This window comes from Bacillus paramycoides (assembly GCF_001884235.1).
GTDB lineage: Bacteria > Bacillota > Bacilli > Bacillales > Bacillaceae_G > Bacillus_A > Bacillus_A paramycoides.
Genome location: NZ_MAOI01000079.1, coordinates 427361 through 451656 on the forward strand (window position 1 = coordinate 427361; position 24296 = coordinate 451656).

Genomic DNA, 24296 nt, shown 5'->3' on the forward strand with positions numbered 1-24296 from the left:
CATTTAAGGCGGGGGAAAAATGGAGTTTATTGTTAAGCACAAACAATTTACACAAGCTCTTTCAGAAGTGAGTAAAGCTATCTCGACAAAAACTTTAATTCCTATATTATCTGGAATTAAAATAACAGCAGATCAATCTGGAATAACTTTAATCGCAAGCAATTCCAATATTTTCATTAAAAAATTTATACCTAGTTCAATTGAAGACGAAAAAATTGCAACTATCTTTAAAGCAGGAAGTATTGTTGTACCGGCTAAATATTTCATTGAAATTATAAAGAAAATGCCAAGTGATATTTTAATAAAAAGCATGAATGAGCAAATAATTACCATTCAATCTGATGAAATTACATTAAACTTAAATGGATTCTTAGCGAATGAGTTTCCTAATGTACCATATATAGACGAACAGGCAGAAATACAAGTAGAGACTGAAAAATTAATCGAAGCATTTAAACAAACTTCCTTTGCAGCTGCTAAAAATGAATCCAGACCAGTTCTTACTGGCGTACATATCGTATTTGATCACAATAAATTAGTTTGCGCTGCGACTGATTCACATAGACTGGCTTTACGTGAAATACTAATTTCATCTCATTCGAAAGCAAATTGCATTATACCAAGTTCAACTATTAGTGAACTTCTAAAATTAATGAACAACAATTCAAATCTTGTATACATATATCTTTCAGAGAGTCACATTATTTTTAAATTCGGTACAATTACGTTGTATTCAAGGTTAATTGAAGGGAAATACCCTAATATATCTAGCCTAATACCAAATGAATTTCAAACGGTAATTAACATAGATAGAAAAAAGATTTTACAAGGTGTAGATCGATCCAGTTTATTAGCAAGTGAATGGGCAAATAACAACGTAAATTTAGAAATCATCGACGAATCCACAATAAAAATCTCTTCTAACGCTTCTCAGGTCGGTAAAATATCAGAAACACAACAAATAGATACCATTCACGGACAAAAGCAATTAAATATATCTTTCGATGGACGCTTTATGGTTGATGCTTTAAAAGCAATAAAAGAAGATATAGTTACTTTAAGTTTTGGTGGTTCTATGAGACCGATATTAATTGAAGCAGGAGAACAATCTGCAGCTGTACATCTTATATCACCAGTTAGAGCTTATTAGGAAAAAAGGGAGGAATAAATAACTTCTAAATACAATTCAATCATAAACAAAGTATCAATTGTAATCTGTAATATATAGCAAAATAATTACTACCTAAATATAAAAAACATAGTGCCTTTAAAGAGTTACTAAGGAGAAATTTTATATGAGGATGAATGTGATGAAGAAATTAATTGTTTTACTCATAGGTATAGTTCTAATTATTTTTGCTTTTTATCATTACTATAATAAAGAAAGTTTGGCTAAAAATGATAAGTTGTATGTAGAAGACTTTAAAGGAAACAATGATTCAAACAAAATACAATCTGCTATTAATAAAGCAGAGTCTAGTAAAATTAAAACAGTATTGCTCGATGATAAAAAGTATAAAATCACGTCACCAATTATTGTTAAAAAAGGGGTGAAATTATTATTCGGTTATGGAACACAATTTGTTGTTGAGGGAAACTTTAGGGTTCTAGAACTAGAAAAAAATGCTTCTATTGAAGGAGCTTATATAGCTATCGATGATCCTAAATTTAATTCTGAAGTTATATATTTAGACGGAAAGAATAAGTATTATAACACTTGGCACAAAACACAAATAAAAGATATAAATATTATAAATTGGACTGAAACAAATAAAGGTACAGGAATTTCTTTATATTCCGGTGGAAAAGAAAATGAAATTTCGTTTATTAACTTCGAAAACATTAAAGTTGTAGGAATGGAAATTGGGATAAAATTAGTAGCAAAAAAACCGAACTCTGGACATGCTTGGATAAATGCCAATCGTTTTATGAACTTTTCTCTAGAGGATTGTGTAAATATGATTTATATGGATAGTCATGTAACTACACCAAATGAGATAAGTGGGAATCAATTTACAAACCTTCAAATACAGCCTTCAAATAAAACAAAAAGTATTGTAAGAGTAAGCGGACAGCATAACGAGTTTAATGGAATGGTATGGGATTTAAATAAAATAAATCACGAAAACGAACTCATCGAACTGACTGATAAGAGCATGGATACAGTTATTAATATTACCTCTGTACCGACAAGTAGAGTTTTAGATAGCGGGAAAGCAAATATAGTGAAATAGTTTAACTTTTATAAAAACAAATGGAGAGAAAAAGAAATTCTAGGTGGAGGTTCAATATGTGGAAAACAAACATTATCACAACGCCAAGAGGAAAGTTTGAATATTTTCAAAAGGGAGAAGGCCCTCCTTTATGTGTCACACATTTGTATAGTGAATATAACGATAATGGAAATACTTTCGCAAACCCGTTCACTGACTGTTACAGCGTGTATTTAATTAATTTAAGGGGGTGTGGTAATTCAGACCTAGCAAATGGCGATTTAGAATATAGTGTGATGGAATCAGTTAAAGATTTAGAAGCGATTCGAAAAGCTTTACATATAAATAAGTGGGCTTTTGCGGGTCATTCTACAGGAGGTATGCTAGCTCTTGTTTATGCAACTGAAGCACAAGAAAGTTTAACAAAAATTATTGCTGGTGGCGCATCGGCAAGTAAGGAATATGCATCTCATAAAGATAGTATATACTGCAGTGAAAACAAAAAATTCAATAGAATCGTTTCAATTATGAATTCTTTAAATGACCCTAATACAGCACAAGAAGAAAGAAAAACATTAAATAGAGAATGGGCACTTATGTCTTTTTATTCTGAAGAAAAACTAGAAGAATCATTAAAACTACCGAATAGCGGAAAAGTAGTTGGGGATCGGTTAAATTATTTTAGACAAGTTGAATATAAAGACTACGATGTCCGTCAGAAACTTAAAAATATAGAAATACCAAGTTTTATATATTGCGGCAAGCATGATGCACAATGCCCGTATATATTTTCACAAGAAATAGCAAATCTAATCCCGAACGCAACTTTAACAACATTTGAAGAAAGTAATCATAATCCATTTGTCGAGGAAATGGATAAGTTTGAGAGGTTTGTAAAGGATACATTAAAATAAATATATGTTTTAGAGCTAAATATCTTACTAGGAGGGAATATGTAAAAGAAGGAGGAGCTCATGAAAAAAGAAAAGCTTTTATTTTGGATAAATATCACTAGTATGATTATTATTTTATCCTCAATAATTTATTTAGCTTTTGCAGCATCTATCAAAAAAGATACTCTTACTCAATTAAAAAAAGCTACAAATATCCCATCTACAATTCAAGACTCAAGCAATACAGAGGACCCTTCAGGATATTGGACAAAAGAAAAGATGAAAAATGCAGTTCCAGTACACATAAGAGAAGTCCATAATAAGTGAATTAACAAAAAGCGAACTGACTTAATATAGTTCGCTTTTTATAATGATTAAATTTCTCGCCACCAAGCTGACGTAGGATAATCTGTAGATTTTAAAGTAATAGATTCACCAATTTGTGGCGTTGCAATATTAACCCCTAAACGATTTGCTTCTTTCGTAACTCGTTCGTTTGAATCGCTCCATTCATGTAATGCTAATGTAAAAGCATCCCAATGTATAGGACCAAGTAATCATCCTTTAACGTCTATATGAGCTTTAACAGTTTCTTCAGGTAACATATGAATAGCAGACCATCTCGTATCATATTGCCCGCATTCCATTAAAGTAAGGTCGAACGGGCCGTATTTATCACCAATTTCTTTAAAGTGGGGAGCATAGCCACTATCACCACTAAAGAAGACTTTACCTTTCATCTTAAATGCAGTACATTTCATAAATTCGTCAAATTTATTATTTGTAAATATAAAATGAAGTTCATTTAGCAGCAGCTAAAACTAATATTATGTAATTGTAAATTGTTTTAATTAAGTAAATTCCTTATCATAAACAACGCAGAATATAAGTTTTTCTATAGGTTTAAGAAGCAGGAATTCATCTAATTATCCAAAAGGAGTATACTGAGGATTTTAATTTCAGTTTATTAGAGGATACTTATTTTTATTTATAGAACATAATAAATACATAGATTTTACAATCTTTTTATTAAAGAAGGAGGGATTTAATGTTAGTTGTTAATAATACCCCAGAGAATATACTGCAAACAGCTTATGAGGCTAAAATGATTTCATCTGGAGATAATTATCCATCAATAGAAATAAGTGGAACAAATCTACGATATTTACTAGTAATGCTCCATCTGGGCATAGAATCGAATGCTATAAAAACGAAGCTAAATTGGACTAACGAGAAATTCGAAAAACAAATGCGTGCACTAGAACTAGAAGGTTTATTGAAAAAGACAGAAGGGAGTTACTATCCAACGTGTATGGTTATAACAGCTAATGAAGGAGAAAAGCTGTATAACCTATGTGAGCCTCTAATTAAACCTACACTTAACATAATTGAGAAGTATTATAATCAAATTGATGCTATTTCTAAAAGAATCGAGACATTTAATCATTTAGCTAAAGAATCGTATAGTCTTTTACTTTATAGCGGTGTGTTATTAGATTTTGGACAAATAATTAACATTGAAGAAAACTATTTAGAAACAGAACGGCCTTTGAGAAACAATAAAAGATATTATTATGCGATTCTAGAACAAGAACAAACAGACAAAGAGGCCTTTGGAATGTATGGTAATACGTATTTGGATTTAGGAGAATATCAAATTGGACTTTATGGAAACACTCGATATACGACTTTAAATTTAATAAATGCGAATAAAGAAGCTTTTAAAGAACATTTTCACGATGTTATTACTGATATTAATTATACGAAAAAGCAATTAGTTAAAAATTTTGTAGCAGTAGATAAACCAGTAGACTTAAATTTAATTGCATTATACGAAAAATTAGGCTTATATCAAAATTCACATTCAATTATCCCAGTTTTTAAAGCCGCAGACTTATCTATACTTAGCGAAATCGCGAACACGATCAGTGAAGATTTGATCTTATTATTTAAAGAAAATGAGAAACCTTTAAAAGAATACTTTGCAAGCAGCAGATACTCAAAAGAAATAACTTACGAAGAATTTTTTATTTGGTGGTATCACTTTTTCTATACAAAAGTAACTGAAGAATTAATAAAACAAGACATAATTAGAATCAGCATTCAAGAAAATCAAACATATATAATCAATTAAATACGTTAAATACCTAATTTTATAAATATAAGCAGCATATTATTACTTCGCATATGTAGCAGTAGGATATGTGAAAGATCATTTGTAAAATAGATAGTCATCCAAAATTGAAATTAAACATGAAGAAAATACGATATAAAAAGGGGAGAGGCACCTTGCAAAAGAAATTTATCAATCCAGAAAATATGCCAGCAACTTTCGGATATTCGCATATAGTCGAGGTCAATAATGCTAAACGCACAATTTACATATCTGGACAAGTAGCTATTAATACTGATGGCCATATAGTTGGAATTGGAGATTTAGCAACACAAACGCGACAAGTATTTGAAAATATTAAAATTGCATTAAAAACTTCAGAATTAAATTTTAACGATGTAGTAAAATTAACATTTTTCTTAACGGATATTTCGCAAATGGCCATTGTTAGAGATATTCGAGATCAATACATCAACACAAATAATCCACCAGCTAGTTCAGCTTTAGAAGTTAACAAACTAATTCACGACGAACTATTAATTGAAATTGAAGCAATTGCTGTAGCAAACTAATTTAAAAACGTATTATTTATTCAATTAATACCGAAGCAATTTGTTTAATCGTTAACTTTAAACAAATTGCTTTTTATAGTCTTAAAAACAATTTGTTCGCGGTAATAATTCGACAGTAAACACCGAAAATTAATTAGAGCAACTTATAACAGGCTATCAAACTTTATCAAACCGTAAAACAAACAACTAATCATGAATAAACAAAGAAAAGGGAAGCGCAACAACCTGAACTAATATATAATAAGTTTTTAACTTTTACTAGTTTACATAATATATATTATACAAAGTTATATAAAATAGACACTTCACTGTATCAAAAACCAAGTAAACTATACTTAATGAGATGAGGTAGAGATTTTTAATGAGATTTATACTAAATCAAATTTAAATGACTTTTTACGTTTTTATCACTAAATTTATATTCAATCAGTTCATAGCAAATTCGAACTTAAAATTCATGAATCGTTCTGTTTATAAGCACAAAAAAATTTATGTAACGATACATTTATAACAAAAATTAAAATTCGATTAAAATATTTCTATGACTAATAAATTTTCCACTGATTGATTTATCATTTTTAGCTACATATACGATTTGCTACATGTTATATTATTTTTATTTATTTCATATCATCACTTGACTTTTATTACAATTTCTATTATTAATTTAGTTAACATAATTAATTATTCTTATAAAAAAATCCTCCTAACTGTTAGGAAGATTTTTGTTTTATAACACTTATACATATATACGCTAAGAAATAGGCTCCTATTCCCTATTTCAAAATAAGCAATGCTCTAAATTGTTATTTTAATAGCAATCCCAATTATAAACTACATTGAAAAAATCTAAGTTTATTAAATCTTTTTCATGTATAAAGAAAATTAGCTACACCAGCATCTCCCCGCGTAATGTTTAAAGCGTCATCAGTATCGATTTGTAATAATAACACATTATGTTCTAATAATTCTTCTCTCCAATCTCTCGGATCAGTTTGTGTAAAGAATGGATATCCACCAATTTTATGACCTTCACCATCATAATGTTCATCGTATAGGTCGCTTAGTTCTAGTATTTCATTTTCATCATTAATATTTTTTTCTAAATCAATGTTATCTTGAAAAATCTTTTCGGATCGATAGTCTCTAGCAGATACAGGTTGATAGTCTAATTCAAATGTTAGTTTTGCTGCTTCAGGTATGATAAACTCCTCTAAATTTAAAGTGTTTAAATAACTAAAATCAATGATAATCCTAGTTGAATCTTGCGTTATTTCAGGATGATAAATAATACGAAAGTCTTTTTGTGTAGTTGGTTGCTCAAAGTCTGCTCCAAAAAGTTCATCTTCTGCACTAATGAAAAATTGTAACAGTCCCTTAGTTGGCATAAATTCAATATGAGGAATATCTTCAAAGTTTCACTGCGCAAGTAACATCATAGGTTGTCCATTTGAATCTTTAGGATGATCATGATTTAAAGGTAAATACGGGTATCCACCAAATTCACTCTCAAAAAGCGTTGTTTCTGCTTGAGTTCCAAACACTTTAATATAAGGTTTCACACTTTCTTCAAAAACACTTCGATACTGCTCGAGTTCTTTCGGTATTTTAAGCTGATACGTATTCTTCATTTCTCTTGCCTCTCTTTAAAGATAAATTATAAATGCCTACCCCTATTAGATAGCGAAAAGTAGTTTCATTAAAAAAAGCTAAAAATCCGTTTTCACCCTCATTTTTTGCGCACTTGGCGGACAAAGTAAATTATGTTCTGAGACCTTTTTATTGATAGTTTGAATTAGTTTAGCTACTTCTTCTGCATCTGTTGCCTCTTTTTGCTTTTCTTTTAGATTATCAATTTCCTTCGAAAGTTCAATCCACCTAGGTAAAACATGATTATTCTTCAAAGTTCTATAAAGTTGTTTTTCAGGATTGTACGAAAGGTCTTTATCAAGATTAAGAGGTTTCCCTTTACCAGGTAAATCATTAAATGCTCCTGTCTTTTCTGCCCGTTTAACGATAGAACTAATATGATCCTCATACGTATAAGACCAAACTTTCTCATCTTTCACTAAAATTTCTTGTTTTTTTAGTTTCTTATCTAATTCATCTTGATTCATAAATTCATTCTCCCTTTCATTTTACAGTGTCGTTTTTGTATATTTTAATGTTTCCAATCCATCAGATAACTTTTTACGCCACCAAATGTCACCATGCCCGCCTTGAAGCTCTTCGTAAGTGTTTGATATCCTTTTTCTTTTAAAGCTCCGTACAGGTGTCTATTCGCCGTTAAAAGAGGTTCGTTTTCAAGTTATCCTGCTGTCATATAAAATTGAACATGATTTGCATTTAAATTTACAGATGTAATTTGATTCTCCATCCAAGGAATATTATTTTTGAATCATTCCTTTTTCCAATGTACAGATCCTGACAATGACAGCACATTCCCGAAAATATGAGGATTTTGAAGTGCTGCATAAAAGGCTGCTAAACCACCAAGACTTAAACCAGCTATTGTTGTATGCTTTGGTTCTTTAAGCACATGATATCTAGCTTGAATCCACGGAAGTAATTCATCTTTTAAAAATGCAATCATTTTATCGTTATAAGTGAGATCATCTAATCGATCTACATGATCTATAGCAACAGTAATACAAGATGGAATTTCTTTTTCATAAATTAAATAATTAAGTGTTCTTGTGATTGAAAGATTTTCAATAAATGAATTTCCATCAAATACAACGAGAAGTTCTTGGAGGTGTGAAGTGTGAGAATAATCATGAGGCGCATAAATATGATTCTTACGTGTGTTATTTAAAAGTGAACTATAATTGTACTCCTCCTCCCTCCTTTACAGCATTCTATATGTACTTCTTTCTCATGAGAGAAATTCCTATATAAACAATGTAGAATATTGTATATTCTATGAACTAAAAAACGAACAAGCCATTTAGCCTGTTCGTTTTTATACAGTAAGGTAGTAAAGTAACAGTTTTCTAGCCTTTTCAAAATTCATGAAATCTCTATATAAAATGGGATATTTCACAATTTCTGTTTCAAGAATACGATATTGGGGAAACCATTCGAAAAACGATTTTCGTAGCCATAGTATTTGTTGAAACGAAATTTTATGTTCGTTTTTATTAAGTACCCTACTCAAAGTTCCTGCTATATGCATCCAACAATAATTTAAATCGGCATTTATACAATCAGCCTCTGACAATGTATTTTTATAGTCTTGCTGCAATTTTCGTGTGTCACGATAAGGAAATGGCTTATTCAGAAGACTATGCATTTTCAGCAATTCATTAAAAATAACCTTTTTTCCTAATATCAGCTCTCCACCCCCTTATTTCTTCATCCAATTCAATAAGTTTTCATAATGATTATGAGCATCGTTATATCCAAGATTATATAAATTAACGAGCTTTTCTTTATTTCTTTCTATTCCGCTTATAGGAAGCTGTGCGCTTGGCTGAATTACATAAAAATTATCTTTTTGTTCGTTGTGATTCATATAAGATACGGTTTCATTATAAAAACGATAATGTTCTACTAAAAGTTCTGCGATTTTCGGATATCTTCTATATAAAATTTTGGACAGTCCAGAAAATTTATTCCGCTGCTTCTCATATCCTTCTGGCTTTGTCATAATAACAACGTTCTTTTTATAACCATCATTCTGTGCTTTGAAAACTGGAATAGGATCTATAATCCCTCCATCTAACAATTTTCGATTATCATATTCTACAGCAGGTGCAATAAATGGTACAGAGCTTGATGCACGAATAACTTTCAAAATATCATTTCCATGTTCTGTTTTATTATAATAAACTGCCTGTCCTGATTCGCAATCGGTTGTTCCGATTACAAACTGTTCATTTGAATTTAGGAAAGTTTGAAAATCAAACGGTACAATTTTGTTTGGTACTTCATCAAATAAAAAATCCATTCCAAATAATTCACGATTTCGAATTAAGTTTCGATAAGATATATATCTGTGATCTGCTACTAGCTCTGTATTTACTTTCTTATTCCTTCCTTTTTGACGTGACAAATATGTTGCTCCCATACATGCTCCAGCGGATACACCAACTACATATGGAAAGAATAAGTCCCTTTCCATAAAATACTCGAGTACTCCTGCAGTATATAACCCTTTCATTCCGCCACCTTCTAAAACTAAACCGATATTATTCATGCTTAATCCCTCTGCTTCTGTTTTCTTAATTACATGTTAGCACAAGATTTTAGGATGAGGTTATATAAATTAATTGCAACTTTGGCGAAAAACTATTGAACGTATGTCATAATTTCTTATTCAATAGCATGGTACAATATAAGAAACTCATTCCACATATTATAAAGGAGGAATTTCATATGGGTTTATTTAGTGGTATTTTAGGAAATGCATCAAATGCGAGTACAGAAAGTGTAGAACGTGATTTAGAAAAGATTATGCTAGATGATGAAAAAGTTGAGCATGCGTATAAATTAATTCGCGATTTAATCGTATTTACAAATCGCCGTCTTATTTTAGTAGATAAACAAGGAGTAACTGGTAAAAAAACAGAATACCATTCTATCCCTTATAAAAGTATTACACAATTTAGTATTGAAACAGCTGGGCATTTTGATTTAGATGCAGAACTTAAAATTTGGATTTCTAGTTTGAGCACGCCAATTACGAAAGAATTTAAAGGTGACGATAGCATATTAAGTATTCAAAAAGCGTTAATAACATACACGACAAAATAGTTTGTTTTTGTATATTTATTCTATTTCAAAAATACTAACCCGAATATTTTGGAATAATATACATCAAATTTGTATATTTAATCTAAAACACCACAAAAAGGTAAAGCGTTTAAAATGTGCTTTACCTTTCTTTTTTATAATAAATTAAAGTTGCTTTATCATTTAATTTATTTTTTAATTCTGTTCTTTTATACCCTATCTTTTCGTATAGAAAACAATTTCGTTCTTCCTCTAAAATTGTAGCAAGCTCCCAAGTAGTTGCTTCCGGAAACATCTCTTCGATTAAAATTAATACTTTTTGAGCAATTCCGTTCCCTTGATAGTTTGGATGAATAAACATTGGGCTAATCCAAAATCTTGAGGGATCTTCTTTTCGTGATATACATATCGCGCCAACAAGATTCGTATTTACTATAATTTTATAGAAACCACCGTCCGGATGATTTATTCTTGAAATTGTTCTATCAATGGATTCACTTGCTGGACTTGTTTCATAATCCTTATACTTTTCTAATAATGAGCTAAATGATTCTACTTGCATATGAAAAATAATTTCTGCATCAATTTCTGTCGCCTTCTCTAATGTAATTTCCATTTTACCAATTTAGACGCTTTCGGAGCGACGTAATATGAGCTGTATGATGAAGACCGTGCCATGCATATAAACCGATTGCAGCAGCAAGTTTTGTTTCTCCAGATTCAGGATGATTAAATGTCTTTTCTAAATCCGTAGTTTCTAAAGAATATAATAAGTTTACCCATCTTTTATGTAATGAATCTAGCATAACAAGTGAAACATCTACTGGTAGCTTTGAATCAGGTAGCTCTGCCCACTTTTCTTCTTTATATGGCTTAATAGTCGGATTCTTTTCTGTTAGTGCTAATTTAAAGCGTATGTAGCTATTCATATGGCTATCTACAACATGATGAACGACTTGACGAACTGTCCATCCACCAACACGATACGGTGTATCTAGCTGTTTCTGATCTAAGTCTTTTATCGCTTTTGTTAATTCATTTGGTAAATCCTCAATTTCTTGAATCCATTTATCAATCATTCCTTCTGTAATTGTACCTTCATAAGTAAATTGGCCAATTGGATAACGTAAATCCTTCATGAATAAGTCCCCCCTATTATTTTGAACACGAAGTATTTCTCCAAATATAATGTACAAAATTTACATGTTCTCCGTTTAATTCTACAGAAGTTGTATCTGCTTCGTTTTTATAAGAAAATCCGCTTTTTTCTAGTACAATTTGTGATGCGAGATTATTAGTCGTTGTTTTAGCATGAACCTCATTAATTTCATTATTTTTCGCTACGTCTAAAATTAATTTTACAGCTGCTGTTGCAACTCCTTTTTTAGTGAACTTTTCTCCAACTCGATAACCTAACGAACTGATTCGAGTTTCCGTATCTATATCTACTAAATTTATTCGTCCTACAATTTCTTTTTCATCATTACGAATTAAATAAAAATAAGAATTTCCATCTGCCTGTTCTATTAATAAATCGTCTAGTAGTTTTTGAAAATATTCAAAATCGTAATATTTTGAACCGCGATTTGGTACCATTGTTTCAAAAAAAGATTTATTCGTAAGTTCAAACGTAAATAAATCCTCAGCATCTTGTTTCTTTAGTTGCTCTATGTATATTTCCATCCCGTATACTCCTTCTTAATTTACTAACTGCTATACATTCTTTTTTAATCGATTATATTCCTGCTATTTCTTTCGATTAAGTAATACAGCTAGTAACACTTTCGGATGAAAAAGATGAAATGGACTACGAATTAAATTCATCACTCGTACTAATCGAATATAAACGTCAGAATCACTTGCGGATAGTCGATATATTTGTTTCGTGTACCAAAGCTGAAACTTTTGCTTCATAGTTAATTCTCTCTTTAGCTGCGGGTGACGTGATATTTCCGTTGTTGTCATATCCCAAGGGGTTTCTATTATGTTAGCGGCTTTTTTATAAAATTGTTGTGTAAATGTTTTATCGAGCTGTTTTCTCCCTTGCAGAAGTAATTGCAATTGGTGAGCTTCCATAGCTGCAACTGAAACACCTTGACCGAAAACGGGATCAAAACGACATTGTGCATCTCCAACTACTAACAATCCTTCAGGTAAATTATTAACTAGATCAAATCTCCGACGTACTTGATAAGGAATTTTGTACGTTTTTATATCGGTAATCGCCTCAGCTTTGTTTAGAAAATCTGTTACATTAGGGATTGAAAGATTTTCAGCAAAATTGTAAAACTCATCATCAGTTCGTGGTGCTTTCTCATTTGCATATCCACTAAAAGTAACAAAATAACGATTATCTTCAATCGTTTGTATAAGTACACCATAAGGGTTTTCCGGAAAACTTGGAGACATTAGCATATTGCAATAGTCTAACGTCTCATCTTCTTTTAGCCTAAACATTCTAGTTGCGTAAAATAAATCAATGCGTACTTTCTCTTCTTTCACTTCAATATCGTATGCTCGTAACCACCCTATGCTTTTTGAACCAAATCCACTCGCATCAACAACAATATCTGCGTGAATTTCTTCTTGCGTGCCTTTCTCTAAACATTTAGCCTTTACTCCATATACTTTGTTACGTTTTTCATCTACTTGTAATGCTTCAACCAATATTTCATACTTCGTAGTAATATTTGAAACTTGTTCAATTCGGTTTTGAATATGTGATTCTAGCATAGGACGACTTTGTTGGATCATATGCACTTCTCCTATAAATGGCTGTTTCCATAAGCCAAATTGATGCCATTTTAAATCCCGAGTAAAGTTATTTACGATGCTGCCTGCTTCTATTAATTCATTAGTAATATTAGGGAACAATTCCTCAATTGCTTTTTCTCCGCCTTTTAATAACACATGAGGGTGATTGCTTTGTGGAACTCTTTTACAAGGGTCTATTCCGTTCCATCTTTCCCCAGCTTCTAAAATGATTACTTCTTTAAAAGTAGTTGATAATGCTTTTGCTGCGAGTTTTCCTGCAATACTTCCACCAATAACAATAGCTTTATTAAACATATTTTCCCCCTTAATGAAAAGAGATCCTGTTGTGTATGAATGAAACAGGATCTTAAACTAATAGCTTCTTTATCATTATATTTAAAATACATGAGTAAATTGCAACGTTAAAATTAAAATACCTAGCCCCCATACGTAATACGCGAATACTTTTAATGAATGACGTTTTAAATATTGAATCATCCATGAAACTGCTATGTAACCAAAGAAAGCTGCTGATAACGTTCCGACAATTAAGGATGTACCAGAAATAGATTCTGCTTTCCCTTGAAAAACATCAACAAATTGCAAGATAATAGCTCCGACAATTGCTGGTGTTGATAATAAAAAAGAAAAGTAAGCAGCTGTTTCACGGTCTAGCTTTCTCCATAATGCAGCGACAATTGTCATACCAGAGCGAGAAATTGCAGGGAAAATAGCAGCTGCTTGAAATGAACCGATGATAAATGCATCTTTATATGTAATGTCATCCATTTTTTTACGACCATTCTTTTGTTTATCGGCCATATACAGAAATAAACCTGTCACTAAAAACTCCCAACCAATGGTGATACCTGTTTTTGAAATATCTTCAAAGAAATCTTTAAATAATAATCCGATTACGACCGCAGGTATCGTCCCGACAATAAGTAATAACATTAGCTTTGAAAATGGATTTTTAATTAAATATATAAATTCTTTTTTGTAATAAATAAACACTGCAAGCAAAGTCCCAATATGCAGCATCGTATCTAAAAATAATCCAGCTTCATCTAATTGAAACAAATGCCTTCCTAAATAAAGATGCCCTGTACTACTTATTGGTAAAAACTCTGTTAAACCTTGAATTATGCCTAAAATAAAAGCTTCTAACCAATTCATGATGGTCTCCTTTCTCGTTTGCTTGTACCAATATATGAAGGTTAAATTTTCGATATGAAAAAAACTATATTTCTCTATGAATTTACTTTTAAATTATGGATATATATGTAAAGAGAATCGAGGAGGGTTAATATGTGGAAGCATACAAAATTCGGCAATGTATTACTTTGGGTGGGACCTATCCTTGTGTTTTTAGGGTTATGTATGACCAATGTTATTTCAGACATTCCTTTCTTTGAAGGAAAACATAAAACGCTTGGAGTAATAATCTTATTTATAGGGCTTTTCTGTTTAATTGTTGCTAATCACTTTAAAAAAGGAGAAAGAAATGAAGAATGAAGCTAAATAAAAAACAATCCCAGTATATATGCTAGGATTGTTTTTCGTTTATGTTGCTTATTTATAGAATACTTTATCAATGTTATATTTTGCTTTATATTCATTAATGATATATGTTTCGTAAATTTCTCTTTCTGTTGGATCTTCTACGATACATGCATCAATGCGGTATACTTCATCACGGTGATTTTTAATTGGTGAAACATTGTCTTCAAAATGTTTCTTAATACGTTGTCTAATCTTACGAGCTTTACCTACGAAAAGAAGTTCGTCATTAATATTGTAAAACATAAAAATGCCGCCTTTATCTCTAGGGAACAAGTGGAAATCGATAAAACCGTTAATAGGAGTAATTATCGGCTCGTCTCCTTTAATAACTTGTTTACGTTCAGTAATTGAAACATCAGCCTCAGGAATATTAATTTTAATCAAGTTCATTCACGTCCTCTTTTATTATAAAGATAAATAATAGCATACATATGTAAGAAAAGCTACGTTCAGAGTTATATTTCATTTTATAATTCAAATATTATAGGTATATCATGCAAACTCTTTTTCCAAATCATATGATCGCTTGATTCTCCCCAATAATCCTTCAGTATATAACTAGGTTCTCCAAACTTTTTTGTCCATATACTTTGTGCTTTTTTGTATCCACTATCTAAACAGTATTCGGTTATCCCTCTGCTAAGTAATGTAAGATACATTGCATTTAGTAGTAAACTGCCTATACCCTTTCTTTGGTATTCAGGAAGGACAAATACAGTTCCTATTTCATATAAATTTTTAAGTACATCGCCAGTACAACTATTAATCAATGTACTTGCTGGACCGACTTCAATTGTTCCAATGATTTTTTCGTTACTTGTATCTATTGCTAATAAAAAGTAACGATTTTCTCCATTACTATCAAAATCATTTTTCAAATATTGCTTTTTCGTATTAATTTCATTTTCTTTGTCATCCAATAATTGTGATAATCCTTCATCTTTATATGTATTCGTAATAACCATGCGGAAAAACAAGTACAGTTCATCTAAATCATTCGAATTCGGTCTTCTAATCGCAACGTTAGTCATGAATTAATTCTCCAATCTATGAAAATATCCGAGAAAAGTTTATATTGTAAATTATTTTGGCACTAAACAGTAGCCTTTTTATGTGTATTGATTCTTTTTAAATTTTTATGGCATCACACGTATATTCGTTCAGAAATATTTTATGACATTATTAATACAATACTTTATATAATCTATTCATCATTATTCTACAAAGACCTGCATAGATCCAGCAGTATAGAAAGCTCAGTATAAATATTAATGAAATAATTTTTATATCCATAGTTGTATGAACAGCAGGACCGAGTACTGGAAAATGGAAAATATCGAGAACGATCATAATACCTATAAGTAGGCATGTCGCGGAAAAGGAAACAACCCATATTCTCCTCTTTAATTGTAGAAAGGATACTCCTAACGCTATACCTAAAATACCTGTAGTAAAAGGGAAAACAAATAGTTCGCTTGGTTGAATAATAAATAGTAGGAAAATAGTAAGGGCATAAGAGAGTATTCCCTCACGAAAAGAATAACAAATAGCAAAAAAAATCGGTAACGTCGCAAATGGACTAATGAGTAATCCTATACCAGGAATTAAGTTCCCCGCCGCTTGAAACATGGTGGCCAATGCACTCATTAAAGCTGTAATTACTAACTTATATACTAGGGATAACTTTCTTTTATGAACAAAGTTCGCATCCTGCTCTATCATCAGTTGATACCAATAACGTACAAACCGATTCATCAAAATCCCCCCTAAATATACCTAATTCATCACTTCCTATATTATTCATACACTTTTTGTTTATGCGTTACTTTCTGCTGGTTATCGATCCCTATACAATAGTCGTTTATACATAGAAGTATTTTTAGGGGGACAACAGATCGTGCATTTTGAAGAATTTAGACTGAGAGTTTATATCGTATCAAGGAACAATTTCAAAAATAGTACCTTGATTAAAATCAGATACTTTCATAGAACCATAAACTCCTAAATATAATCTAGTTTGATCCAAATTTGTTGCCAAACTAACATAATAAGCTGCTTGAGCACCAAAATCATAATTGGTTTCAATAGCATGAAAGTCATTATGTTTACCGTCTGTACCTGCTCTAGTATAAGCTAAAACGCCTTTAACTGGAGATTGAGATTCTTCTTTCTTGGCGAGGTCAGTAAACACAACGCTACCATTTAAATTCGAGATTGCAGTTCCCATATATGGCTGAACTCCTGTAAGTGCAGTTCCTCCAAACTTATCCGGTCTAGAATCTTTATGAAAATAACTAATAAGAGGCTGAATACGCTTCACTGATGTTTGTATTGTTTCATCATAATAAGCCATTGTTCTCTCATCCAAAGTAGGATTCTCAGAACAGTGTCTTATAAAAGAGGTGGGCAATTCTCCTTCCCACCCTCGCCAACCAAAGTTAATAAATCCTTCTTGATTAGGAGTAGATCTCATTAAATACGTTTGAACAAGTTCGGTAACCGGGATTGGTTTATAATGAACAAACGAAAAAATAGACTCTACAATATCCTGTCCGACATTTCCAGCATATTTTACAAATTGATTATAAAATCTTTGAAATGAAATACCTGTTATATTACGAACTCCTTTCGCAATTACTGTAAGTGTTTCTTGTATAGATAAAGGAAGTTCATTGAAACGTGTAACAACTGGCGGATTATGTATGAATGTATTTTTACTTACATCGATTTCAATTATTTTACCCGCTATTTCTAAATCATCCTGGCTTAAATTAAATGGATCATAACCCGATCCACCATCTCCATTTGTATAAATAAGTTTTCCAGTCTCCGGTGAAAAGTTTAAACTATTGACTCCGTTATGATTAAAAAATGGCCTTCTTATATTAAGTAATGTTCGTCTTTTTTGAGGTTGACCATGTGACTGTAAAATCCATTCCTCAACTGTATCGATATGATCATATTGAGTATCTCTATTTACCCACTTTAAGTTTAAAGCTTTAGGGTCACAAGGATTCGGTTTAACTTGTTCAGTAAGCGCACCCGGTCCTTGAGTTCCAGCTACTGAATAATGAAGATAAAATAAACCGTTTTGATAAAATTGTGGATGAAACGCTAGACCTAGCAATCCACGTTCATCATAGCCACTACTAGAAACGCCTTCTTCAGATGTACCTAACTTGATAACTTGCGGACGGATATTTAAAAATGTTTTTATAACTCCGTCTCCTATGTAAAAAATCTCTCCCAGTTGTGTTGCAATAAATAGTCTTTCAGTTGAATCACCCGGAAGTATAGTTGTTTTCATTACAGTCGGTAAATTTATATTATGAACAATGGGTCGTAAACTAACTTTAACTTTTGTCAATTAACTGTACACCCCTTTTTATTCTTTTTTATAGAAGAATATGATTAGAGTAGTTCTATTAGTATCAAACAAGCAACATTCCTTTTTATTACAATTTTGTATATAATATAATTATTAATAATCTGGGGGACGAACTATGACAATCGTACTACAAATCATCTTACCACTAATTTTCGCAGTGTATTTATTTGCCCGCTATCGTAATGGGAGGTTTGGATCAGCTTCATTCCTTTTAGCAGTCATGATAGGGATTTTCGGTTTAGAGAATATTTTTCAATATGCTAGTTTAACAGACCATGCTGTTTATCCATATTGGGGCAGTTTGAAGGCTGTAATTATTATTCTGTCAGTAGTGTTTTTATTCAAAAGAACCCCCACTCCATATAGTAATTAAGTATAAATAAAAAAGATTAGGATAGAATCCTAATCTTTTTTATTATTCAATTGCACCAGTAACATCATAATCATTTATATCTAATTCAATAGGGTGTCCGAGCGCTAGTTTAGCCAGTTCTGCTCCTAAGTATGGACCAGCCGTTAAACCTGAAGCTCCTAATCCGTTCGCAACGAGAATACCTTCAAAGTTAGGTAGTGGTCCGATAACAGGTAAGAATCCTGGTGTAAATGGTCTGAATCCAACTCTCGTTTCAAGCATTGTACCATCTCCTAAACCAGGTGCAACCGTCAATGCTTTATGGAATACCTCATGTAAACCACCCGCTGTTACACGATGATCGAAACCAGTGTCATTTTCATGTGTTGCACCAATTACAACATGACCATTGTCAAATGTTAAAATGTATTGATCGTTTGGCGGCATAACAACTGGCCAATTTTCTGTATTAGTATTTTCCATATGCAAATGAACAATTTGTGCTTTTTGGAACGTAACTAAGAAATTAATACCTAATGGGTTTAATATTTCGTTCGCCCAAGCGCCTGCAGTTATAATTACCTTTTCTGCTAAAATTGTCTCGTCGTTTACTTTAACTCCAGTAATGTGATTCCCTTCACGGACTAATACTGCATCGCCTTTTATAAAGGTTGCACCATGTTTTTTCGCAGCGCTTATTAATGCGTTGCGTAATGATCTTCCATTTACTCGTGCAGCTCCACTAATATGAACAGAACTATATTCTTCCGATAATGCTGGGAATAACTTTTTCGTTTCTTCAGCTGATAAGCGAGTGATTTCACCAATCTCTGGCGCATCTTCACGTCGTTTATAAGCTCGCTCTTCCATTTGATCTAGTTTTTTCTCGTCAGTATGTAAACTAATTGCACCTACACGGTTGTATCCTGTATCCGTTTCACCGTCTTCTTCTAATTGCTGAATTAACGAAGAATAGTAACGTGCACCGCCCTTAGCAATTTTATACCACGCTTTATTACGACGTTGTGAAAGCCATGGACAGACAATACCTGCTGCTGCATCAGTTGCTTGACCTAATTGTTGGCGATCTACGATAGTAACATTCGCACCAGCCTTAGCAAGATGATAAGCAGTAGACGCTCCTAAAATTCCAGCTCCAACTACAATATAAGATTTCATTTCAAACACCTTTTCTCTTTTGCTAATTATATAAATATAAGAACATTCCTTAGTATAATGGAAGGAATACTTTTTTCAATGTACTCATCGCAATTAATTGTTGCATCATTGTGACTTTCCTAATCGTTATTTTTTCTTCTTACGGAATAATTCAATTGTTTTATAGCCTTGTGAAAGGATTTCAATCATTTTCTCAAGACGTTTTTCACGTGTTTTTTCTTGTTTTACAGAAAAAAGATTACGTGCCCAATCTTTTTGGTATCCAGGTGTTAAACTTTGATAAAACTGAAGTTCATTCGGATGATTAGTTAACAATGCTTCAACATCTTGAATTCGATCTGCATAATCAGCTACACATTGACTCGCAGCAGGCGTTTTCGTCGCTTTTTTCTTTTCACGTTTTAAACCTACAACAGTAAAGACATCATCCATACTTACCATTCGCGCAAATTTAATATCGCTTTTTCCTACATACCCGTCGTCCCCAACCTGTAATGCTGGAAACATCTCATCACGATGAATAAACGTACTGTAACGAGAATTGCCTTTTTTCGGATATGCGAAAAACACATAACCTTTTTCAATTAGTAATTCTTCATTACTAATAATAAAATTCGTTTGTTTCACCATGTCATCAAGCGTTTCAACAAAAATAAAAATAGCATCGTGTTCTTTTGAAAATGCAGTTTCTTTACCTGTAAAAATGTTGTAATCACTTGGTTCGTTAATAACGACCATATTTGTATACTTATTAAGTTTCAATTTATCGATAACTGACATAATAATCTTCCTTTACATTCAAAATTCATTGTACATATTTTTTTATACTGTTCTAGTGTATTATATCTATTAAGAAAATCAAACTTTAAATCGTATCATTCTATTTCAAAAGGACATAATTCTTTTACTAGAAGGAGTGGTTTTATGCCGTATGTAATCCGTGATGAAGGACTAGTTTTGCAAGGAGACAATGGAAAAGAACCCGTTTTTCATACGTATGAAGAGGCTACAGAAACGTTAAGAACACTAACTATACCGCAGTTTCCAAAACATATTAGAAGAAAACCTTTTAAACCGAAAATTATACAAATAGCCGATTCTGAATAAGAACCGGCTATTTGTATATTCATAACTTAATAGCAAATAAAGTATATAAAAGTTCTCTATATTGTTCGTCTGTAACTTCACGCTTCGTTTTTTCTCCATAAATAATTTCAGTCAAACTAGTATTCGTTAAAGAGACATGGCCAGCGTTCGTCAACTTTACTACAATTGGTCCCTTGTTGAAAATAGACTTCTCATCTTCTATTACTCGTCTTTGAACCTCATTTACTACTGCCTCATCAATAATATGAATATAAAAAGCATGACAAACTTTCCATTCTCCATCAACATCTATTCTTTCTAGAACATAATTTCCTTTACTCGTATCTTTTCGTCTCGCCCGGTACGAACCATTTTTTGAAGAAACAGACTCACCAGTAAAAGGTACAGGAACGAGAGGTACTAACGAAGCTATACCTACATCAATTAAATACCGTACGTTATCATTATTTAAAATAATTGTTATATGTCCGTCCTCAAGTGCCCAAGCGTTTATATCATTTTTATATACGGTACCTAGTGCGAGTTGTACATCATAACCACTATCCTTTAAAAAATAATAAAAAAGAGTATTTAATTCATAACAAAGTCCACCGCGGGAACTAGTTAAAATTTTCTCTTGTAAGTTTTCCATAGAGATTTTATTCGTATTACCTGCTATTACATCTAAATTCTCAAACGGTATAGTGTGTGCAAATGCAAAGAGTATTGTACTTAATTCTTCAAATTTTATTTCAGTACGTTTTTCAAGGTTTAATCTTGTAAAGAGTTGATCTTGTAAACTTTTCATATCCAGCACCCCTTAATAGTTATAAGTTAAAATAGTATATGCTGATTGTAAATTTGATGGGGTACTGTAACAATGTACATTTCGTTTAACTGTACCGGTACGAAAAAACTGATTCACAAGATAACTTAATATGAAAATTAAAATAAGAGGCATTATTATAAATGCCTCTGGGATACAGAAAAAAACCTACTTTTTGGAGCCACATACAAAACTAAAACAAAAAGCTACGAATATAAATGTAATAGTTTGTCTATGGATAAATTATTAGTATCACTTAAATCAACAAAATATTGAAGTTGCCACATTTGGCTCTTTTTAGCTTGATTACTAACAGGGGTATCCCAAATCGGATAAATTCTCATAGCCATCTTTCCTTTTTGACTTTGAGTTTTCAATATTTTCTCTTTAAGAAGAATATCTTTTGGGAAAATAAATTGTCCTAGTTTATTATCGTCTATACAAGTGATAACTAATAAGTCAGGAGCAGAGTCATAAGAAAATGCTTGATTTTGCATGTTTTCATTTTTCTCCCAAAAAGAAACAAATTGACCAATTTTATTAGGAGTAATTTTTGATACTCTAAAACGTATCGTTTTGTTATTTAAGTGAAATAACGCCCCTGCATACTCTGAGTTTTGTTTTTCTTCTTTTAAATTAGTTATCATTAAGTTATTTGGTTTATATACTATATTATTTAAATTTCGGATTATATCATTAAAATTGTTCAAGTAAACGCCCCCTTTATCCATCACTAAGTTTATCACAAACGTTAGTTCTTATATATTGGATAAATAACATATGGTCATTAGCGACGTGAAAAAGAGGGGTATTTTAGTGGAATATGATTATGCAAGAGTATCAACTTTGAATTAAGTTTTAAAAATACAAATAGCAGCATTAGAAAAAGAGAAGTATGATTGTATTTTTTCAAAAAAATCCTATGGAACAAAAACAAATCGACCAAATTACTTTACTGTACTTAATTTTTCAATTGCTTGTTGCTCAGTTGCTAAGTAAAAAATATCTTTGCCTTTATTACACTCATAAATGAAGTCCTTTAAGCTTTCACTAGCGTACATAGAAAAATCCCCAACGATAGCAATCTTTACCTTGTAATTTATAAACTTTTGAAGAATTTCACCCGCAAGACGTGTTTTTAGGTTAAAGAAATCTTCACTTATTAATGATTTATGGATAATAATACGTTTCGCATCTACCTCATATTGAACTGTTGCCATAAGATCCAATGCAGATTGAACGTCAGATATTACTACTGTATCGTTTCTTACGACAGCAATATTTATTCCGCTAGTTACTATTTTCTTTATTTCCATAGTTTCACTCCTCCATAATTTAAAAAGCATATATTAAACATGCTTTGTAGCTCTTCATTAACACACATAGATGATTTGCCCTGGCTCAATATTCTCTCTATACCGTTGTAAATAAATATTATTTTTAAATTTCTCATACGGTCAATGAAATTAAGGATAATCTATCACTATTTTTGAAAATGTATCCCTCCACAATAACTTAATAAACTATCAAAAGAAGTAATCTCGGCATATGGTTTTGTGTCGGTATTATTCTTAATCATATTAGGATTGAACCATATACCCTTTATATTTGCATTTTGACAGCCACCAATATCCTTTTCTAAGTCATCTCCAACAAATAGTACATCTTCTGGTTGCACATTTAGCTTATTTAATGCTAATTCAAATATGCGTTTGTCAGGTTTACTAAATCCCGATTCTTCAGAAATAATGATTGTATCAAAATAACTATTTAAATTCGTGTTAATTATTTTAGCTTTTTGCCTCTGAGTTGAGCCATTTGTTATAATTCCAACTTTAATACGCAACTTTATAGTATTTATGATATTAATAGTATGTTGGTTTATAGAAAAACAATAAGGAAAATTATTGTTCCAAAAACCTTGAATGCGATTGCGTGGTAATCTATATTTCGGTGGGAATTCATCAAAAAATAATTCCAGAACTTTTACTTTGTCATTGTGGCCATAGCTTTTTTTATCATATTCCTTGAATTTCTGTAACATTTCGTTTTTTACTGAATCTTGTTTAATCTCCCCATAAAACTTTTCTAACATGATTGAAAACAATTTATCTACTGCCTTATCCCTATCAAGTAACGTATCATCTAAATCAAATAGCATTGCTTTATAGCCCCTCAAATAATTTCACAACCTTTCTCGCATTATATAAATAATCCCTAGTTCGTACCTTTAAACTTTTGGTTTACTAAGAGAGTTGTTATTTAGGTGAGAATAACGGTCAAACAGAGAAAAGGAGTTATTTACACCTTCCCGCAGAATAAATTCTAGCCTTGGAATCCAGTTGTTTTTCTCTGTATCAATTAGATGCTCAACCACTTCGAATGTATTCCAAGTTCCTACCTCTTCATTACAATTTAGCCATTCGCCGGATAAACCAGATAAAAGAACCCAAAGTTTGTGGCGCACGCTCCAGAATTTCGGTAGCTTCTTTTATATTGAAATTCATTTCCTTTTCCCCTTCTGGTAAAGAAGCAAAAGTATATTTTCATACAGTTTAAGAAATTACATCCAATTTACATTATTATACATTGATTTTTCGTAAATATTAATCGTTCATTTTTT

General features: G+C 31.6%; 27 protein-coding genes and 5 pseudogenes. 10 read left to right on the forward strand and 22 right to left on the reverse strand.

Going from position 1 to position 24296, the window contains the following annotated elements; genetic code table 11:
• Positions 1-19 precede the first annotated feature (19 nt).
• From dnaN to BAU28_RS18400, 4 genes are all read left to right on the forward strand, one after another.
• Positions 20-1150 (forward strand): DNA polymerase III subunit beta, encoded by a 1131-nt coding sequence (dnaN, locus tag BAU28_RS18385; RefSeq protein WP_071719466.1) that lies wholly within the window; start codon positions 20-22, stop codon positions 1148-1150.
• A 145-nt stretch (positions 1151-1295) separates the two neighbouring features.
• Positions 1296-2234 carry a hypothetical protein gene (locus BAU28_RS18390; protein ID WP_071719467.1) on the forward strand — a complete coding sequence of 313 codons (939 nt, stop codon included), beginning with the start codon at positions 1296-1298 and terminating at the stop codon, positions 2232-2234.
• 56 nt (positions 2235-2290) lie between these two features.
• Entirely contained in the window at positions 2291-3127 is an 837-nt protein-coding gene (locus BAU28_RS18395; protein ID WP_071719468.1) for an alpha/beta fold hydrolase, read from the forward strand.
• Positions 3128-3187: 60 nt separating this feature from the next.
• Entirely contained in the window at positions 3188-3433 is a 246-nt protein-coding gene (locus tag BAU28_RS18400) for a hypothetical protein (protein ID WP_071719469.1), read from the forward strand.
• 47 nt (positions 3434-3480) lie between these two features.
• Here BAU28_RS18400 and BAU28_RS18405 read toward each other — a convergent pair.
• Positions 3481-3837, reverse strand: a pseudogene (locus tag BAU28_RS18405) (MBL fold metallo-hydrolase); the annotation flags it as partial.
• 317 nt (positions 3838-4154) lie between these two features.
• Here BAU28_RS18405 and BAU28_RS18410 point away from each other — a divergent pair.
• Positions 4155-5240, forward strand: coding sequence for a hypothetical protein (locus BAU28_RS18410; RefSeq protein WP_071719470.1), 1086 nt, complete (start codon positions 4155-4157; stop codon positions 5238-5240).
• A gap of 155 nt (positions 5241-5395) precedes the next feature.
• On the forward strand, positions 5396-5791 hold the full coding sequence (locus BAU28_RS18415) for a RidA family protein (protein ID WP_048373803.1): 396 nt from the start codon (positions 5396-5398) through the stop codon (positions 5789-5791).
• Between the two features lie 811 nt (positions 5792-6602).
• Here the strand turns inward: BAU28_RS18415 and BAU28_RS18420 are convergent.
• From BAU28_RS18420 to BAU28_RS18440, 5 genes and pseudogenes are all read right to left on the reverse strand, one after another.
• Positions 6603-7422: pseudogene (locus BAU28_RS18420) on the reverse strand (YwqG family protein).
• Positions 7423-7500: 78 nt separating this feature from the next.
• Complete coding sequence (locus BAU28_RS18425; RefSeq protein WP_025149064.1) at positions 7501-7908, reverse strand: DnaJ family domain-containing protein; 408 nt, start codon at positions 7906-7908, stop codon at positions 7501-7503.
• Between the two features lie 21 nt (positions 7909-7929).
• Positions 7930-8615 (reverse strand): annotated as a pseudogene (locus BAU28_RS18430) (alpha/beta hydrolase); the annotation flags it as partial.
• A gap of 138 nt (positions 8616-8753) precedes the next feature.
• Positions 8754-9125, reverse strand: a complete 372-nt coding sequence (locus BAU28_RS18435; protein WP_071719471.1) for a YxiJ-like family protein — start codon at positions 9123-9125, stop codon at positions 8754-8756.
• Between the two features lie 12 nt (positions 9126-9137).
• A complete protein-coding gene (locus BAU28_RS18440) occupies positions 9138-9989 on the reverse strand; it encodes a patatin-like phospholipase family protein (protein ID WP_071719472.1) in 852 nt (283 codons plus the stop codon).
• A gap of 179 nt (positions 9990-10168) precedes the next feature.
• On the opposite strand from BAU28_RS18440, the gene BAU28_RS18445 reads away from it, so the two are divergent.
• The gene (locus tag BAU28_RS18445; RefSeq protein WP_071719473.1) at positions 10169-10546 is read left to right on the forward strand and encodes a PH domain-containing protein; all 378 of its coding nucleotides are present in this window, start codon (positions 10169-10171) and stop codon (positions 10544-10546) included.
• Positions 10547-10667: 121 nt separating this feature from the next.
• On the opposite strand, the pseudogene BAU28_RS18450 reads toward BAU28_RS18445, so the two are convergent.
• From BAU28_RS18450 to BAU28_RS18470, 5 genes and pseudogenes are all read right to left on the reverse strand, one after another.
• Positions 10668-11141, reverse strand: a pseudogene (locus BAU28_RS18450) (GNAT family N-acetyltransferase); the annotation flags it as partial.
• Position 11142: 1 nt separating this feature from the next.
• Positions 11143-11664 (reverse strand): YfiT family bacillithiol transferase, encoded by a 522-nt coding sequence (locus BAU28_RS18455; protein WP_071719474.1) that lies wholly within the window; start codon positions 11662-11664, stop codon positions 11143-11145.
• A 16-nt stretch (positions 11665-11680) separates the two neighbouring features.
• On the reverse strand, positions 11681-12208 hold the full coding sequence (locus tag BAU28_RS18460; protein WP_071719475.1) for a GNAT family N-acetyltransferase: 528 nt from the start codon (positions 12206-12208) through the stop codon (positions 11681-11683).
• 63 nt (positions 12209-12271) lie between these two features.
• Complete coding sequence (locus BAU28_RS18465) at positions 12272-13594, reverse strand: FAD-dependent monooxygenase family protein (RefSeq protein ID WP_071719476.1); 1323 nt, start codon at positions 13592-13594, stop codon at positions 12272-12274.
• Between the two features lie 81 nt (positions 13595-13675).
• A complete protein-coding gene (locus BAU28_RS18470; RefSeq protein ID WP_071719477.1) occupies positions 13676-14455 on the reverse strand; it encodes an undecaprenyl-diphosphate phosphatase in 780 nt (259 codons plus the stop codon).
• A gap of 132 nt (positions 14456-14587) precedes the next feature.
• Here BAU28_RS18470 and BAU28_RS18475 point away from each other — a divergent pair, with 132 nt between their 5' ends.
• Positions 14588-14794, forward strand: coding sequence for a hypothetical protein (locus tag BAU28_RS18475; protein WP_002172120.1), 207 nt, complete (start codon positions 14588-14590; stop codon positions 14792-14794).
• Positions 14795-14851: 57 nt separating this feature from the next.
• Here BAU28_RS18475 and BAU28_RS18480 read toward each other — a convergent pair whose 3' ends face one another.
• From BAU28_RS18480 to BAU28_RS18495, 4 genes are all read right to left on the reverse strand, one after another.
• The gene (locus tag BAU28_RS18480; protein ID WP_071719478.1) at positions 14852-15232 is read right to left on the reverse strand and encodes a nucleotide excision repair endonuclease; all 381 of its coding nucleotides are present in this window, start codon (positions 15230-15232) and stop codon (positions 14852-14854) included.
• A 77-nt stretch (positions 15233-15309) separates the two neighbouring features.
• Positions 15310-15873, reverse strand: a complete 564-nt coding sequence (locus tag BAU28_RS18485; protein ID WP_071719479.1) for a GNAT family N-acetyltransferase — start codon at positions 15871-15873, stop codon at positions 15310-15312.
• A gap of 151 nt (positions 15874-16024) precedes the next feature.
• On the reverse strand, positions 16025-16597 hold the full coding sequence (locus BAU28_RS18490; protein ID WP_071719480.1) for a YybS family protein: 573 nt from the start codon (positions 16595-16597) through the stop codon (positions 16025-16027).
• 181 nt (positions 16598-16778) lie between these two features.
• Positions 16779-18209 (reverse strand): PQQ-dependent sugar dehydrogenase, encoded by a 1431-nt coding sequence (locus tag BAU28_RS18495; protein WP_071719481.1) that lies wholly within the window; start codon positions 18207-18209, stop codon positions 16779-16781.
• Positions 18210-18345: 136 nt separating this feature from the next.
• Here BAU28_RS18495 and BAU28_RS18500 point away from each other — a divergent pair, with 136 nt between their 5' ends.
• Positions 18346-18603 (forward strand): hypothetical protein, encoded by a 258-nt coding sequence (locus BAU28_RS18500; protein WP_071719482.1) that lies wholly within the window; start codon positions 18346-18348, stop codon positions 18601-18603.
• 42 nt (positions 18604-18645) lie between these two features.
• On the opposite strand, the gene BAU28_RS18505 is transcribed toward BAU28_RS18500, so the two are convergent.
• Both BAU28_RS18505 and BAU28_RS18510 read right to left on the reverse strand, forming a co-directional pair.
• Entirely contained in the window at positions 18646-19761 is a 1116-nt protein-coding gene (locus BAU28_RS18505; protein WP_071719483.1) for an NAD(P)/FAD-dependent oxidoreductase, read from the reverse strand.
• Between the two features lie 126 nt (positions 19762-19887).
• Positions 19888-20541, reverse strand: a complete 654-nt coding sequence (locus BAU28_RS18510; RefSeq protein WP_071719484.1) for a YdeI/OmpD-associated family protein — start codon at positions 20539-20541, stop codon at positions 19888-19890.
• Positions 20542-20685: 144 nt separating this feature from the next.
• On the opposite strand from BAU28_RS18510, the gene BAU28_RS18515 reads away from it, so the two are divergent.
• Positions 20686-20868, forward strand: coding sequence for a hypothetical protein (locus BAU28_RS18515; RefSeq protein WP_071719485.1), 183 nt, complete (start codon positions 20686-20688; stop codon positions 20866-20868).
• Positions 20869-20887: 19 nt separating this feature from the next.
• Here BAU28_RS18515 and BAU28_RS18520 read toward each other — a convergent pair whose 3' ends face one another.
• The 5 genes and pseudogenes from BAU28_RS18520 to BAU28_RS31000 all read right to left on the reverse strand — a co-directional run.
• Positions 20888-21655 carry an arylamine N-acetyltransferase family protein gene (locus BAU28_RS18520; protein WP_071719486.1) on the reverse strand — a complete coding sequence of 256 codons (768 nt, stop codon included), beginning with the start codon at positions 21653-21655 and terminating at the stop codon, positions 20888-20890.
• Positions 21656-21879: 224 nt separating this feature from the next.
• Positions 21880-22383 (reverse strand): MepB family protein, encoded by a 504-nt coding sequence (locus BAU28_RS18525; RefSeq protein ID WP_071719487.1) that lies wholly within the window; start codon positions 22381-22383, stop codon positions 21880-21882.
• A gap of 237 nt (positions 22384-22620) precedes the next feature.
• On the reverse strand, positions 22621-22989 hold the full coding sequence (locus BAU28_RS18530; RefSeq protein WP_071719488.1) for a DUF4180 domain-containing protein: 369 nt from the start codon (positions 22987-22989) through the stop codon (positions 22621-22623).
• 167 nt (positions 22990-23156) lie between these two features.
• On the reverse strand, positions 23157-23834 hold the full coding sequence (locus BAU28_RS18535) for an HAD family hydrolase (protein WP_071719489.1): 678 nt from the start codon (positions 23832-23834) through the stop codon (positions 23157-23159).
• 84 nt (positions 23835-23918) lie between these two features.
• Positions 23919-24180, reverse strand: a pseudogene (locus BAU28_RS31000) (DinB family protein); the annotation flags it as partial.
• Positions 24181-24296 lie beyond the last annotated feature (116 nt).